13 protein-coding genes and 1 tRNA gene are annotated in these 15,164 nt (G+C 57.1%); 4 read left to right on the top strand and 10 right to left on the bottom strand.

Annotation, left to right across the window (positions count from 1 at the left end; translation table 11 throughout):
- Positions 1-5: 5 nt before the first annotated feature.
- Positions 6-323 (bottom strand): succinate dehydrogenase assembly factor 2, encoded by a 318-nt coding sequence (locus tag RBB49_RS17250; protein WP_306144086.1) that lies wholly within the window; start codon positions 321-323, stop codon positions 6-8.
- Positions 324-571: 248 nt separating this feature from the next.
- Here RBB49_RS17250 and recG point away from each other — a divergent pair, with 248 nt between their 5' ends.
- The gene (gene recG / locus RBB49_RS17255) at positions 572-2,674 is read left to right on the top strand and encodes an ATP-dependent DNA helicase RecG (RefSeq protein WP_306144087.1); all 2,103 of its coding nucleotides are present in this window, start codon (positions 572-574) and stop codon (positions 2,672-2,674) included.
- On the opposite strand, the gene RBB49_RS17260 is transcribed toward recG, so the two are convergent.
- On the bottom strand, positions 2,675-3,412 hold the full coding sequence (locus RBB49_RS17260) for a DUF502 domain-containing protein (protein WP_306144088.1): 738 nt from the start codon (positions 3,410-3,412) through the stop codon (positions 2,675-2,677).
- A gap of 122 nt (positions 3,413-3,534) precedes the next feature.
- Between RBB49_RS17260 and RBB49_RS17265 the strand changes: the two genes are divergently transcribed.
- Entirely contained in the window at positions 3,535-3,930 is a 396-nt protein-coding gene (locus RBB49_RS17265; RefSeq protein ID WP_306144089.1) for a YbaN family protein, read from the top strand.
- Positions 3,931-4,125: 195 nt separating this feature from the next.
- Here the strand turns inward: RBB49_RS17265 and RBB49_RS17270 are convergent, their stop codons facing one another.
- The 3 genes from RBB49_RS17270 to glmU all read right to left on the bottom strand — a co-directional run bounded on the left by RBB49_RS17270 (position 4,126) and on the right by glmU (position 7,862).
- On the bottom strand, positions 4,126-4,563 hold the full coding sequence (locus RBB49_RS17270; protein ID WP_306144090.1) for a GNAT family acetyltransferase: 438 nt from the start codon (positions 4,561-4,563) through the stop codon (positions 4,126-4,128).
- A 4-nt stretch (positions 4,564-4,567) separates the two neighbouring features.
- Positions 4,568-6,394 carry a glutamine--fructose-6-phosphate transaminase (isomerizing) gene (gene glmS / locus RBB49_RS17275; protein ID WP_306144091.1) on the bottom strand — a complete coding sequence of 609 codons (1,827 nt, stop codon included), beginning with the start codon at positions 6,392-6,394 and terminating at the stop codon, positions 4,568-4,570.
- A gap of 88 nt (positions 6,395-6,482) precedes the next feature.
- Positions 6,483-7,862 (bottom strand): bifunctional UDP-N-acetylglucosamine diphosphorylase/glucosamine-1-phosphate N-acetyltransferase GlmU, encoded by a 1,380-nt coding sequence (gene glmU, locus RBB49_RS17280; protein WP_306144092.1) that lies wholly within the window; start codon positions 7,860-7,862, stop codon positions 6,483-6,485.
- 180 nt (positions 7,863-8,042) lie between these two features.
- On the opposite strand from glmU, the gene RBB49_RS17285 reads away from it, so the two are divergent.
- A complete protein-coding gene (locus RBB49_RS17285) occupies positions 8,043-9,245 on the top strand; it encodes a hypothetical protein (protein WP_306144093.1) in 1,203 nt (400 codons plus the stop codon).
- 159 nt (positions 9,246-9,404) lie between these two features.
- Here the strand turns inward: RBB49_RS17285 and RBB49_RS17290 are convergent, their stop codons facing one another.
- From RBB49_RS17290 to RBB49_RS17300, 3 genes are all read right to left on the bottom strand, one after another.
- Positions 9,405-10,145, bottom strand: coding sequence for a cytochrome c biogenesis CcdA family protein (locus RBB49_RS17290; protein WP_306144134.1), 741 nt, complete (start codon positions 10,143-10,145; stop codon positions 9,405-9,407).
- Positions 10,146-10,302: 157 nt separating this feature from the next.
- A complete protein-coding gene (locus tag RBB49_RS17295) occupies positions 10,303-11,355 on the bottom strand; it encodes a TAXI family TRAP transporter solute-binding subunit (protein WP_306144094.1) in 1,053 nt (350 codons plus the stop codon).
- A 206-nt stretch (positions 11,356-11,561) separates the two neighbouring features.
- The gene (locus tag RBB49_RS17300; protein ID WP_306144095.1) at positions 11,562-11,855 is read right to left on the bottom strand and encodes a hypothetical protein; all 294 of its coding nucleotides are present in this window, start codon (positions 11,853-11,855) and stop codon (positions 11,562-11,564) included.
- Between the two features lie 368 nt (positions 11,856-12,223).
- Between RBB49_RS17300 and RBB49_RS17305 the strand changes: the two genes are divergently transcribed.
- Positions 12,224-12,299, top strand: a tRNA-Lys gene (locus tag RBB49_RS17305).
- A 1,051-nt stretch (positions 12,300-13,350) separates the two neighbouring features.
- Here RBB49_RS17305 and RBB49_RS17310 read toward each other — a convergent pair.
- Entirely contained in the window at positions 13,351-14,610 is a 1,260-nt protein-coding gene (locus RBB49_RS17310; protein WP_306144096.1) for a TRAP transporter large permease, read from the bottom strand.
- Positions 14,607-15,140, bottom strand: a complete 534-nt coding sequence (locus tag RBB49_RS17315) for a TRAP transporter small permease (RefSeq protein WP_306144097.1) — start codon at positions 15,138-15,140, stop codon at positions 14,607-14,609. Before RBB49_RS17315 ends, RBB49_RS17310 begins: the two co-directional genes overlap by 4 nt.
- Positions 15,141-15,164: the final 24 nt, after the last annotated feature.

Here is a 15,164-nt window from a genome sequence, read left to right on the forward strand (position 1 = left end):
CCTGTTTAATTGACGAAACCGGCAGGACCGGCGGCATCGTGGTAGGCAATGATCCGGCGGTAAAGCGGCCCGTCCCACTCGGGGGGCAACGGCTTGCGGCCGGTCATCCATGCGTAAAGATCCTGGTCATGCGCTGTGAGGAGATGTTCCAGTTCCAGAAGTTCTTCTTCCGAAAGCCGGTCGATTTCCGCATTCGCAAAGCCGCCCAGCAAAAGGTCCATTTCCTTCATGCCCCTGTGCCAGCAACGGAACAGGATACGTTTGCGCCGCGAGTCGCGCACGGTGTCGGAAGTATCGTTGGTGCTGCCGGTCGTATCTGACATGGGTGGCCTATCTGGAAACGGGTCGGCGAAAACCGGAAACGGAACGTCTCGACGGGTCGCCAACGCATTGTGAAATCGTGAGCGTTATATAGCGCTGCAAAACGGGATTGTCAGGCCTTTCTCGTTTCATACTCCACTTATTTGTTCACATATTGTTCCACCTGTTGCACCGATCCTCCGCTTCGTGGCAAAACTGGCAATGAATTTCACCAAGCGAATGCCTCAAGGCAGAGGTTTCTTCATTCAAGATGCGCCCGCCGGTTCTCGATCCCCTGTTTGCCCCGGTTTCAACGCTGCCGGGCATCGGCCCAAAAATCGCCAAGCTCGTTTCAGCGCTTGTCGGTGGGCAACCGGACAGGGACGCCACGGTTTCGGACCTGCTCTTTCACATCCCGCATAACCTGATCGACCGGCGGCACAGGCCCGGGATTGCCTATTCGGAAAACGGCGACATCGTAACGCTCGATGTCACGATCGGACGGCACCAGGCGCCGCCGAGACACTCCAAGGCACCTTACAAGATCCCGGCGTATGACGATACGGGACAGATCAGTTTCGTGTTCTTTCATCCAAGACGGGACTGGCTGGAGAAAACCTTTCCCGAGGGCGAACGGCGGATCGTGTCCGGCAAGGTCGAGTGGTTCAACGACCGTCCGCAGATGGTGCATCCGGACTATTCGCTCAAGCCCGAGGAAGCGGCCCAGATGCCGGCAATTGAACCGGTCTACCCCCTGACGGCGGGGCTGGCTTCCAAAACGCTGCAAAAGGCCATGCGCGCGGCCCTGGAACGGGTACCGCATCTTCCCGAATGGCTGAATCTGCCTCATCTGCAGAAGAACGGCTGGCCCGATTTTTACGACGCCCTGCAGACGTTGCATCAGCCCAGGGAACGTCAGGACATCGAACCCCAGTCCCCCTATATGCAGCGCCTCGCTTATGACGAACTCCTGGCAAGCCAACTCGCCCTGGCGATGGTCCGCGCCAACATGCGCACGCTTGGCGGCATATCCAGAAAGCCGGAAGGAAAGTTGCAAAAGGCTGTCATCGACGCCCTGCCCTTCCAGCTTACCAGCAGCCAGTCGAATGCGATAAAGGAGATAAATCAGGACCTTGCCGAACCAACCAGAATGCTGCGCCTCCTGCAGGGTGACGTTGGCTCGGGCAAGACAGTCGTTGCGCTCGCGGCGCTGGCGCAGGTGATCGAAACCGGTGCACAAGGCGGGCTCATGGCCCCGACCGAAATTCTCGCGCGCCAGCATTTTGCGTCCATGATGCCTATTTGCGAAAAGACCGGTATCCGGCTTGCCCTTATGACCGGCAAGGACAGCCAGAAGGAGCGGCGCCTGCTGCAGGAAAAACTGGATGCAGGCGAGATCGATCTCGTTGTCGGAACCCACGCGCTTTTTCAGGGCTCGGTGACATTCCGGAATCTCGCCATGGTGGTTGTCGACGAACAGCACCGATTCGGTGTCCACCAGCGGCTCGCCCTGTCGGGCAAGGGACAGGGGGTCGATGTTCTCGTCATGACGGCGACACCGATCCCGCGCACACTCGTCCTGACCTGTTTCGGGGACATGGACGTCTCTCGTCTCACCGACAAGCCTGCAGGACGCAAACCGATCAAGACGGTCTCCGTTTCACTCGATCGTCTGGACGAGATCATTGGAAGAGTTGGCGCTGCCATTGCCGAGGGGCAGAAGGTCTATTGGGTGTGTCCGCTGGTCGAGGAATCGGAAAAGATCGATCTCGCCGCCGTCGAAGACCGGCACCGTGTTCTTCAGCACGCCCTCAGGCAGCCGGTATCACTGGTGCATGGCCGCATGAGCGCGGACGAAAAAGACGCTGCCATGTCCGCCTTCAAGAACGGCGATACGAAAGTTCTGGTCGCGACAACCGTGATCGAGGTCGGCGTCGACGTTCCGGACGCAACCATCATTGTCATCGAACATGCGGAACGGTTCGGTCTTGCGCAACTGCACCAGCTTCGCGGACGCGTCGGGCGCGGCGACAAGCCATCGTCCTGTGTGCTGCTCTACAAGGGCCCGCTGGGCGAGACGGCCGGAGCACGCCTCAACATCATGCGCGAGACCAATGATGGCTTTCTGATCGCGGAAGAAGACCTGAAACTGCGTGGCGGCGGGGAAATTCTCGGAACGCGCCAGTCCGGCACGCCCGGCTTCCGGATCGCCCGCGCTGACGAACATGCAGACCTGATGGAAGTTGCCCGCGACGACGCAAAGCTTATTCTGGAAACAGACCCGGATCTGAAATCAGACCGGGGCCAGGCGCTCCGGAGCCTGCTTTATCTCTTCGGCCGCGATGCGGCGATCAGACTGTTGCGGGCCGGCTGATCAGGCATCCTCGCGTTTGCGGATACGCTCCAGCTTCTCCGGCTCGGCGATGACATCTTCCAGGATATCAGGGAGATCCGGGCTGACCAGACCTGCCGAAATGACCAGTTTCGCGGCGTCTTCGACCCCCATGGAAAGCTCGACGATATCCTCCTTGGGAACGAATAGCAGGAAACCGGACGTCGGGTTCGGGGTTGTCGGCAGAAACACGGAAACCGTGCTCGCTTTCTTGCGCAGGCGCTCTGCGACTTCTCCCTTTGTTTCGGTCGAGATGAACACGATCGCCCACAGACCCTTGCGCGGGTATTCGATAAGGGCCGCCTTGGTGAAGCTGTTGCCGCGTTCATCAAGCACTGTCTCAAAGATCTGCTTCAAGCCACTGTAAACATTACGAACAAGCGGCATGCGACCAACAATACCCTCGCCGGCTGAGATCAGGCTGCGGCCGAGGAAATTGGCAGCAAGAAATCCAACGATCGTCAGCACGAAGATCGCAACGATCAAACCGAAACCGGGAACGGAGAATGGCAGGTAGGTTTCTGGATTGTAGATCTTGGGAACGAAGGGTTTGACCCAGCCGTCCACCCACTTGATGAAGGTCCAGGTGAGCCAGAGCGTGATGCCGATGGGACCGGTGATGACAAGGCCGGTCAGGAAATAGTTACGCAGGCGCGTTGCCGCACCCGGCCTGTGGCCCTTGATCGGCGTATCTTCTGGTTTATGCTTGTTGCGGCTCATAAGTGAAAACGACCGGATTCCTGTTGAGTGCTCGTCTTACAGTGTGATCCACACTACATAATTATCTTTATCGCAGTGCGGTATACTTCGCTCGATTAATTTTTCAGCGATATACCCTAAAAATGCCGATTGCGGAGGCAGGATTGCGGCGTTTCACGTTCAAACTTCTGGGAACCGGATGTGTGGGCCTCGGAATTATCGGAGCTTTTCTGCCGATTTTGCCGAGCACGATCTTTTTCATCCTGGCTGCCGGATGTTTCGCGCGCTCTTCGCCCGCGCTTGAAGCCAGAATTCTGAACCATCCCGTGATCGGTCCGCCTGTCATTGCCTGGCGCGAGCACGGTGCCATTCCGGTAAAGGCCAAGGCCATCGCAGTCGCGGGCATGACGTTCGGCTATTTTTTCTTCTACTGGTCAACCGCCCCCGCACACTGGCTGGCCGCCGTCGTCGCTCTTACCATTATCGGTTGCGCAATCTATGTTGTCAGCCGCCCATCCGGCCCGAAGACACAACCGTGATTGCCTCACCTATTCCCACCACAAGTGCGATCCAACGATTTCAGCGGGCAAAGGAGACCGGCCTTCGGGTGCTGGAAAGCAGCCCATCGGCAGCGTAGCGCCGCTTGCCCGATACACCGCATCGCTCTGCGCGACGCGCCTTGTCGAATGAGCTGCTTGCCAACATCAAATTGTGCTCACTTACCGCCCGATGCTCTAGTCGTCCGGAATAAGCCGTTTTCCAAGCGCCACCGCTTTTTCAGGGGCATAGCCGAGACCATCGTAGAATTTCATGACGGCCTCGTTGCCCTGCCTCACGAAAAGGTTGATCTTGGGACAGCCGAGCCCGATCAGGAACTCCTCGCAGTGTTCCATCAACAGCCGTCCAAGGCCGGACGACTGGTGCTCGGGATCGATGCTGAGATAGTAGATCGCCCCGCGATGGCCATCGTAACCTGCCATCACGGACCCAATCACCTTGTCTGCCTGCAACAGGACAAAAAAGCCTCCCTGGGGGTCCGAAAGCTTGCGGTCAATGTCCTTGTCCGGATCATTCCAGGCCCGCGTGAGACCGCAGGACTGCCAGAGCGAAATGACCTCTTTCCGATGGCCTTCTTCAAACGGCGCAATGACCGGTTCAGCTTGCTCCGACATGGGGTTATTCCACCGTCACTGACTTGGCGAGGTTACGCGGCTGGTCCACGTCCGTGCCCATGAAAACCGCCGTGTGATAGGCGATCAACTGGACCGGCAGCGCGTAGATGATGGGGGCAACAATGTCGGTCATGTCGGGCATGATGACAGTGTTTTCCGCCGCCCCGCCGCTTTCTTCCGCGCCCTTGGCATCGGTAATCAGCACGATCCTGCCGCCACGTGCAGCGACTTCCTGCATGTTCGAGACCGTTTTCTCATAGATCGCATCATATGGCGCGATCACGAACACCGGCATGTTCTCGTCGATCAGCGCGATCGGGCCGTGTTTCAATTCGCCCGCCGCGTAACCCTCGGCATGGATATAGGACAGTTCCTTGAGCTTCAGAGCCCCTTCAAGCGCAAGCGGGAAATTCGTCGAGCGGCCGAGATAAAGCGCATTGTTGGCCTTCGAAAGCGGTTGCGACAGCTTTTCGATTTCGGCTTCGCCCGCAAGCGCCTTCAACGCCAGGCTCGGAACTTCGGTCAACTCTCCAACTAGCGCTTTTTCGCTTTCGGCGGACAGATGGCCTCGCTCCCGGCCTGCCTGGATTGCAAGAGCTGCAAGAACGGCGAGCTGACAGGTAAAGGCCTTGGTCGACGCCACGCCGATTTCCGGCCCGGCGATTGTCGGAAACACCATGTCCGCTTCGCGCGCAATCGTACTTTCGGGAACATTCACGATCGCACCGATGGCGGCTCCGTTCTCCTTGCAGTAGCGGAGCGAAGCGAGTGTATCCGCCGTCTCTCCCGACTGGGAAATGAACAGGGCGGCATCCCTGTCGCTCACAGGCGTTTCCCTGTAGCGGAATTCGCTTGCGATATCGATTTCGACCGGAAGCCGGGCGTATTTCTCGAACCAGTACTTGGCAACAAGACCGGCAAGATAGGCCGTGCCGCAGGCAGAGATCATCAGCCTGGACAGATCCCTGAACTTCAGTTTGTCCGCACCGGCCACTTTGGCCGTGTTGCTGGTGTAGTCGAAATAGCGAGACAGTGTGTGGCCCAGCACCTCCGGTTGCTCATGGATCTCCTTGGCCATGAAGTGTTTGTAGTTGCCCTTTTCCATCAGGCTCGATGTGACGGAGGAGCGCGCCTCGGGCCGCTCCACGGGCGCGTTGTTCAGGTCGAAAACCTGCGCGCCGGACCGGGTCAGAACCGCCCAGTCGCCCTCATCCAGATAGGTAATCCGGTCGGTAAACGGCGACAGCGCAATCGCGTCCGAGCCGAAGAACATCTCGCCCTCGCCGTGACCGATGGCCAGCGGAGACCCCTTGCGCGCACCGATCATAAGATCGTCTTCGCCTTCAAAGAGCATGGCGAGCGCGAAAGCGCCCTTGAGACGTGGCAGCGTTTCGGCAACGGCGTCGCGGGGAGACATTCCTTTGGCCAACGCCGCATGGATCAGATGCGCAACCACCTCCGTATCGGTTTCGGTGGACAGCACCGCACCGTTCGAGACAACCTCGTCGCGCAGGTCCAGATAATTTTCGATTATGCCGTTGTGAACAATTGCGACGGACCCGGCCTGATGGGGATGCGCATTGGCGACGGTCGGTGCGCCGTGCGTCGCCCATCTTGTATGGCCGATACCGGAAGAGCCTGCCAGCGGAGTGGCATCAAGGGCTGCTTCAAGGTTGCGCAGTTTGCCCTCCGCCCGACGGCGGACCAGTGCTCCGTCGACCAACGTTGCTACGCCGGCCGAATCATAACCGCGATATTCCAGGCGTTTCAAAGAATCGACTATGCGTGGAGCAGCTTCAATCTTCCCCAGAACCCCAACAATACCGCACATGAAAAACCCCTATCAAACTGAAGAAAAGCCACCATGCTTTAGACGACGGCGTGCCAAAAATTGAAATCAATACGTGTTTCAGAAAATGTCAGGACGCGGGTTTGGCCGACCGCCGGACCTTCGCGTCCTTCTCGGATTTCAACCGCTCTCTCAAGGTCTTGGCCCGGCCGCTCTTGATGTCCTGGCGCGCTCTGCCGAAGGCGAGCGCATCGGCCGGGACATCCTCCGTGATCACGCTCCCGGCAGAGACAAATGCCCCATCCCCGAGCACAACCGGCGCGACCAGGGTTGAATTCGACCCCACGAAACTGCCGGCGCCAATTTCCGTCCTGTGCTTGAGAAATCCATCGTAGTTGCAGGTGATCGTGCCTGCTCCGATATTGCTCGCGGAACCGACACTGGCGTCGCCGATATAACTCAGGTGATTTGCCTTCGCACCCGCGCCGAACGTCACGTTCTTGGTCTCCACGAAATTTCCGATCTTGGCGCCTTCCCCAAGAACAGTCCCTGGCCGCAGGCGTGCATAGGGTCCGACGACGCATCCGCTTGCAACATCGGCACTTTCAAGATGACTGAAGGCTCGAATTGTTGCCCCTGAACTCACCTTGACGCCTCGGGCGAAAACGACGTTCTGCTCCACCGTCACCCCTGGTTCAAGCAGCGTATCATGAGAGAAAAACACGGTTTCAGGCGCAAGAAGCGTACAACCGTCATCCATGGCCGCGTGGCGCATGCGGTTCTGAAAATCCTGTTCGCACGACGCGAGCTGCGCCCGTGTGTTGATCCCCTGGGTTTCCACTTCCGAACCGGCAACGGCCGAAACCTTGAGCCCGCGCCGGTTCGCGATCTCGACAGCGTCGGTCAGGTAATACTCCCCCTTGGCATTTGCATTGCCGATCTCCTCCATCAGCGACAGCGCATGTTTGCCTGAAAAGCCCATGATACCCGAATTGCAGAACGTCACTTTTCGTTCTTCGTCCGAGGCATCCTTTTCCTCGCGGATCGCAAGAAGTTTGCCGCCTTCCGTGAGCAGCCGCCCATATCCGAATGGATTTTCCGTCTCGAATCCGAGCACGACAAGATCGCTGCCCTGCTCCAGCGCGGACCGCACCTTCAAAACCGTTTCCGCTGTTACGAGCGGCGTGTCGCCGAAAAGAACCAGAACATCGTCCGTTTCCTGGAGAAGTGCGTCCCGGGCCGCAAGCGCGGCATGCGCCGTTCCCAGTCTCTCCTCCTGCACGTGGCAGCGGGCCGGCGGCATCAGATCGGCAACCAGATTGGAAAGAGCCGGCATGTCCGGACCGGTCACGACCGAAACACGGTCCGCTCCGGCACCGGAGAGCGCCTTCAGGACGTGACCGACCATCGCAAGTCCGCCAACTTCGTGGAGCACCTTCGGCAGATCCGATTTCATGCGGGTCCCCAGACCTGCGGCGAGAACAATTGAAAGACAAGTACGATCGGACATGCAAAATCCAACTCAGATTTCCGGGCAAGAGACGAACTCGGGGGACCTTATATGCCCCGATCCACAGAACATTGAAAGATGTGAAGTCCAGGCCATTCCCGTTTTGTTTTGATTAACCATAATGAGCGCCTGATACAGTATCATTGCGCAGATTCGCGAATAGGACCCGGAACAAACCCCTTGCTCGAACCCCAGGCCCCAAAAACGACGCGTGAAATCGTGCGGGACACATTTACACCGTCCCGTGTCGGGATCTTGTCCTGGGCGCTCGCGGCTGTGTTCATGGGAACCATCGGGCTCGCGTCCTACCAGTTCGGCAGCCGTCCGTTTGCCCCCTTTCCCGCCGGGCAGGCACTCCCGTCCGGCGTCACGCTCGCGGCCGGCGACCCGATTGAAACAACAGCTTCGATCAATGCCCCTGCTCCGGTGGCAATCGCCAAAGTCTCCTCACAGGGCTCAGGGAGCGATCAGAACCTGCAACAGAGTCAAATTGAAGTCCTTCAACGCGAAGTTGTCGGCCTGCGGCGCCGGCTGGCGGCGCTGACTGAGCAGAACCTGATCTACTCGAGCCGCATTGCTGCGCTTGAACAGGAAGCCGCACTGGCAAAACTTGCCGCTACCGAGCGCGCCAAGACCAGAGCACTGCAGCCGATTGCACCGCGACCTGGAAAAGTTGTCACGGACAGATCCGGCGCGGCTGCGGCAGTTAATTCCGTTCGCGATATGCCGGTGGCAAAACAGGAAACGCCGCCGCAAACACGGACGTCGAGCCTTTCCGCACCGTCTTCGCAGCCGGTCGTGGCGTCAGCACCAGGGATGGAAACATCCGAAGAGGCGCCAGGGGTTCGGCTGCTGCCTCCGCCACAAACGATACCTGCCCCTGAAAACGCCGAGAGCGAACCCGTCAGGATCATATCGCCTGCCGCCGATGACACGTCCTCGCTCACCACGGCATCGATACCCGACGAACCGGCAGACGTTGAAGCGTTCAACGCCAACCCGACAACCACGACTTTGGCCCCGAGAGTCATCAGCCCGTCCGCGCCCTCCGGCCAGATCCGGGGAACGGGCCGTGACAGCCAGATCAGGCGGAGCGATTTCGGGGCCGTCATAGGACACTACCGGACACGCGCAAGTGCCGCAAAGGCCTGGGCGGATTTCAAGGAACAGAACGAGGAACGGATGCGCGACCTGCGCCCGCTCCTCATGGAAAAGCAGACGGAAGAAGGCGGCATCGCCCTCATGATCGGTCCCTTCGCCAATGCGGCGGACGCGTCCATTGCCTGCCTGCACCTGCTTGATGTGACGGAACTCTGCAGACCCGCTCTTTATGCGGGCGACCCTTTGGTGACGGCTGCCGAATTCAGGGAAACGGGGTTCTGATCACCTGGCATGTGCGTCACGCCTCAGGTGTCCCCGCATTCTGAAACCAAGCCACGAAACTGTCCGCTGAAATCGGCGCCGATCCCGAATACACACCACCAACGCGTGAAGGTTTGATCCGCCCAAGTGGGAAAATGTCAACTCAGCTGAGTTCACCGGCTAACCGATTGTCTGAAAGGCCGGAAAGGTCTCCAGAAGCCAGTAAGAGAACACGGCCATCTGACCGGTCAGGAACAGAACGCCGGTCACGACAAGCATCCCGCCCATCGTTTTCTCAACGGCACCCATGTGCTTTCGGAACCGTTGCATGAACTTGAGAAACGGGCCGGCGAACAGGGACGCGATCAGGAACGGCAGACCCAGACCCACCGCATAGGCAGTCAAGAGCAGCACGCCCTGCCCGACCGTGTCCTTCGCTGCGGCAAAGGTCAGAATACCGGCCAGCACGGGACCGATACACGGCGTCCAGCCAAACCCGAAGGCGAGACCCATCACATAGGCTCCAAGCGGCCCGGCAGGTTTGCGCGTAACCTGAAACCGCGCCTCCCGGTAAAGAAGCCCGATCCGGAAGACGCCCAGAAAGTGCAGCCCCATGATTATGATCACGGCACCGGCGATATAGCCAAGGAAATCAAGGTATTGACGGATAACCTGCCCCAAGAGACTGGCTGTCGCGCCGAGCATGACAAAGACGGTTGAAAAGCCGAGCACGAAGACCAGCGAGGTCAGAAACACCCTGCGTGCAGCCGCGCGGTTGTCCTCGTTGTCATTGGCCAGTTCTTCCAGCGAGACACCGGCCATGTAACCCAGGTAAGGCGGCACGAGAGGCAGCACGCAAGGCGAAAGAAAGGACACAACTCCGGCCAGAACGGCAATAAGTATCGACGTTTCTTCGAGGATCATCTGTTTTTCCGGTCTCACTCAATTTCGTTCCGGTTTAGACCGGCTGGAAATTCGAGCATTGATTTAGCCCCGGAATCACCAAACTCCAAGACAATTGCGTGTCACCTTTTGGAGAGCGGAAGCCATTGGTGCGTCGCGTCTATGGGTCCATAGGCTAGTTTGCCCGGTTTTCGTCCTTTGGTGGCAACAGGCCCTGATCCTCAAAATACTTCGCAGCGCCGGGATGAAGCGGGGCCGTAACGCCTTCACCGACCATGTCGGGCCGTGTGAGAACGCTGAGCGCCGGGTGCAGATCGGAGAAATCATCGAAATTCTCATGCACGGCGGCAACAAGAGCCGCGACAATGTCCTCCGGCATCGCAGCGGACGTCACAATCGTTGCAACGACACCGAACGAACCGGTCGGCTCACCCAGTTCATAAAGACCCGCCGGCACAGACGCCGGCATGTAATACGGCTCTTGTTCAACAAAAGCGGCAACGTCTTTGCTGTCCACCCCGATCAGGCGAATATCGCATTGCTCTATGGTCTCTTCGATCAATGCGGCCGGATGGCCGATCAGCTGGAAATAGGCGTCGATCTCATCATTGCACAAGGCTTCCGCCAGTTCCGAACTGCTCCTTCTTGAAAACCCCTGCCTGTCCGCATCTGACCATCCCAGGCCGGACACGAGGGTGTTCCAGGAGGCCTCTGATCCAGATCCCGCGCTGCCGATGTCAATCCGGGCGCCGCGCAGATCATGAAAGTTCCGGAAACTGGATGAGGCCTTGACGGCAATTGTCGCAACTTCAGCATGCAATGCAAAGACGGATCGAAGATCAGAGAAGGGCCCAGTCTCCTCGAACACGGACGTCCCGAGAAACGCATGATACTGCCAGTCGGATTGTGCGAACCCGAAATCAAGATCACCGGAACGGATAAGTTCAATGTTCGCGATGGAGCCGAGCGTCGCCTCAACTGAGCAACGCACACCGTGTTCGGCCCTTTGACGGTTGACAAGCCTGCAGGCGGCGCTTCCGGAAGGATAGTAGACCCCCGTGACCCCGGCAGTGCCGATGGTGATGAAACTCTGCTCCGATGCGTGGACCGGTACCGGCTGCAACGCGCCACCCGTCACAAACAAGGCTGCCAGCAGCGAAAGGGCCAGACTGTTTAAAGTCCGGTTCGAGAAGCAACTGGCTGGATTACGAAAAACAGACAAACACATGGAACAGACACCTGACGTCTGGAAAACCACGAACACACTCCCGATCACGAATAGCAAAACTGCCGGTTCTTGACCAGCACGGGTACGGCACCAATCGCGACGGCAGGATTGCACGGGAGAATCAAAAAAGGCGCCTGAGCGCCCATTTCCCTCTGGTTCAATCGGGAAAGTGCAACGGCCCCTGCCCCAACCGCCTGCACCGTTTCCTAGTTGGATTGCCCTCCGCTGATCACCTCAAAGATCATGCCCTTCAACTCTTCTTCCGGGTCGCCCTCTCTGAGGCCTTGCCGCCATTGATCGAGAATGAGACGAAGACCAAGGGTTTCGCGATTGTGTGGGAGTTCACCGATAAAAGAAGCAAAAAAAGCATCAAGTTGCTCACGATCAATAACACCCTGATCGATGAGCGCATGTATAAGGGTCATCGTCGCAGCGATGTGCCCTTTCACGAAATCAAACTCGACGGAGTTTGTATGAGTATCCATTGTCGTCGTACGCATGCGACCTCCTCATGACGCTACAAGCTACAACACAAAACTATATTGCGCCACCTGACAGTTTTCGCAGTAGAATAATCTTTATCTTCTTGAATACGAATATATCCCAGAAACGTTAAGCTACTATATCTGCGAATCTTTCAACTACTTTACCAATTGGTATTGTTATTTTGCAATTAATACTCATGGATATAATTTCATGGCGAATTTTGTCGTTGTGTAAATGAATGACACAGCGCCCTTTGTTGTTTTTCGATGCGTTGTTGAAAAAATCAATTTTGCCTCTTGCAATGTCCCCACTGTCAGCCTAAACACACGCCACCGACGCGACGGCGAGCCTGTCTCCACCGACCGCCTCGGGACTTTGGTGAGAGCCGATAGCTCAGCTGGTAGAGCAACTGACTTTTAATCAGTAGGTCCAGGGTTCGAACCCCTGTCGGCTCACCAAAACAACCTCTTCAAAAAATAAGTAATTTTCCAGCTCGGCGCAATTTGCGCGTTATTCGAAATCCGCGCGACGCCGCGCGGTTCTTATGTTCCTGCTCTGCTGCATCACCCTTGGCCACGATCGTATCGAATTCAATGGTATCTTCAGCAAAGCCGCGCAGACGAGAAATGATGCGCTGATGAATACGAGGTTGCTGAGCGCACTACCACGCCCTTTTTCAGCAATTTGGGCCCGAGGATCGCCCGAGCAAAATGCCCTGCGCGTTCGACATTTTCGGGCAACGACAGATACGTTCTTGTCTATACGCATGCATCGACCTGCCATCACAGCGCATCTGGATTGCGGTGGGAACCAAGCTCGTGGCTAAGCCTGCACACCAACAAACACATGCCGGAGGCTCTTGATTGAAGAGATTGATGTGTCGCTCCACCGCCCCACTGATGCAAACGAAAACGGCTTTTCCAGACTCTGGTCTGAGTTGCCCCACTATAGTTCGAGCAATATGAAGAAAAACAACAGAGCCTTACAAATCATCGCAATACACAGTTTTGAATTAGAATAAATAAAATCTGGAATCATTCTAATACTTGAAATACGTAGTATTCAGTATTGATTTTGCTTAAACTTCGGCCTTCAATCCAAATGAAAGAGGGGCACGGAATTCGTCTGAACACCGAGGGAGACGCACCGCGATGGCTTGTCGTAGCACTGAAGATACCATCTCTTCGAATGCGGTCCGAAAGACGTGTAGCGGCGATTGCGCAAATTGCGGTGCCGTTGGTTCCATGCTCGATCAACTCGAAATTTCAATAATTGAAACGGCGACCAGTAGCACGCCACAGGCGGACCCTGTTCAAGTGAAACACGAAACCGCAGGACCTTAGGAAAAAGCACAAAAGCGATCGGCTTTGGAGGGAACCACGCAGCAACGCGTTTGGAACAGCTCTCCTTCCAGAGTGAGAGATTTTCGGCGATCTGAATTGTTGCTTTTGCTGTTGTTGTGTCCGTTTGCCTGCAGCGGATGAACCGATTGCGATTTGCGCCCGCGTGTCACACAAACGCTGTCGACAAAATCGGGAAATAACTCAAGAGAATAAGTACTCCCGTCACCGCGAACAGAAAATACCAGAGAGATCTGAGGATCGCACTCGGTGTTGTTCCGCTCATGGAAGAGGCAATGTACAGCCCGATGCCGACAGGCGGCGTCAACAGTCCGAGCACAAGGTTCAGACAGACGACCACCCCGAACTGGTATGGGCTGATGTCATAGGAACCCGTGGCGATCGGCAGGAGAATGGGCGTGATCAGGATGATCGCCGCGATACCGTCGATCACCATGCCAACCAGCAACAGCGCAATGTTGACGATCAGCAGAAAGGTGAAAGGGTCTGATGTAATCGACGTTATCAGGCCAGCCAGTTTCTGCGGAAGTTCTTCGTAGATGATCACCCAGCCAAAAACGCTGGCAGCGGCAATCATGAACAGGATCATCGATGCGTTGACGGCTGTCCGCTTGAACATCTCGCCAAGTTTGGAGGGCTCAAGTTCCCTGTAGAACAGCCACCCGACGATGAAGGCGATCAGCGACGCTATCGCTGCCGACTCAGTGGGGGTTGCAATACCAAAGAGGATACCGCCGATAATCGCGAGCGGGATCAACAGCGCCGGAAGGGCACCCAAAACGGCGTTCAGGATATCGCGTCCGCCCATCCAGTTTCCTTTGGGAAACTGTTGCCGCCAGCCTATGAACGTAATCACCAGCGCAAATGTTGCCGAGAGGATCAGGCCCGGCACGATCCCGGCGATGAACATCTCTCCAATCGGGATTTGTGCCAGAACACCGAAAATGACGAACATCATGGATGGCGGGATCACCGGAGCCAGCAAACCACCGGCTGCCGTCGTTGCTGCGGCAAAGCCCCTGTCATATCCCTCCTCCTCCATCGCCGGCACCATCGCACGCGACATGACAGCGATTTGTGCGGTCGCAGAACCGATGATCGCCGCCATGAACATGTTTGCAAGCAGGTTTATGTAAGCCAGCCCGCCGCGAAACCCGCCGACAAACACCCGTGCCAGGACAATGAGCCGACGGGTCATCCCGCCTTCGTTCATCAACTCGCCGGTCAACATGAACAAGGGTATGGCGAGCAGGCCGTAATTCTCCAGTCCTCCGAACATCTTCTGAGCGAAACTATCGTAGAGAACGGTGTTGCCGCTCTCCCAGATGTACCAGATCGCAGTAACACCGAGCACAATCGCGACTGGAACGGAAAGCAACAACGCCGCCAGAAAAACAACAGTGCTCATCTGCTGCGCCCCTTTGCGTACTTCCCAAGAAGGTTGGCGGTCGAATGGAGTGTTGCCCCAAGCGCAAAAAGCCACATCACCAGCCAGAACAGATATTTCGGAAATCCAAGCGTCGACGTCGGCTCGGCGTAGATGAAGTTGAAGGTTTTGCCCTGAAAGGCCTGGATCTCGAAGCCGGCCGTTGCCAATTCCAGCGGCAGAAACCACCGCCAGCACAGCCAAAGCATGGCAAGGGAAAACAGAAACACGACACAGTCAACGCTCTTGACGATCAGCCGTTTGATACGTTCCGGCACGGCGTCTGCAAGAACCGTAATCGAAACGGAACTGCGATAATGCAACGCTGCCGACGCGCCGAGGAATGTCATCCAGACCATGGCGTAGATAGCCAGTTCGTCCACCCAGAACAGGGCACTTCCGGCAGTCCGGGTCACGACGTTCAGCAGGATCAACAAGGTGACAAGCACGGCCATGATGGCAGCGCCCCAGATTTCCAGCCGCGCCCAAAACGCCGACAGCTGATGCAGCATCACGATTTCCCCATGAAAAATGGC

The organism is Roseibium sp. MMSF_3412 (genome assembly GCF_030733265.1).
In the GTDB taxonomy this organism is placed as follows: domain Bacteria; phylum Pseudomonadota; class Alphaproteobacteria; order Rhizobiales; family Stappiaceae; genus Roseibium.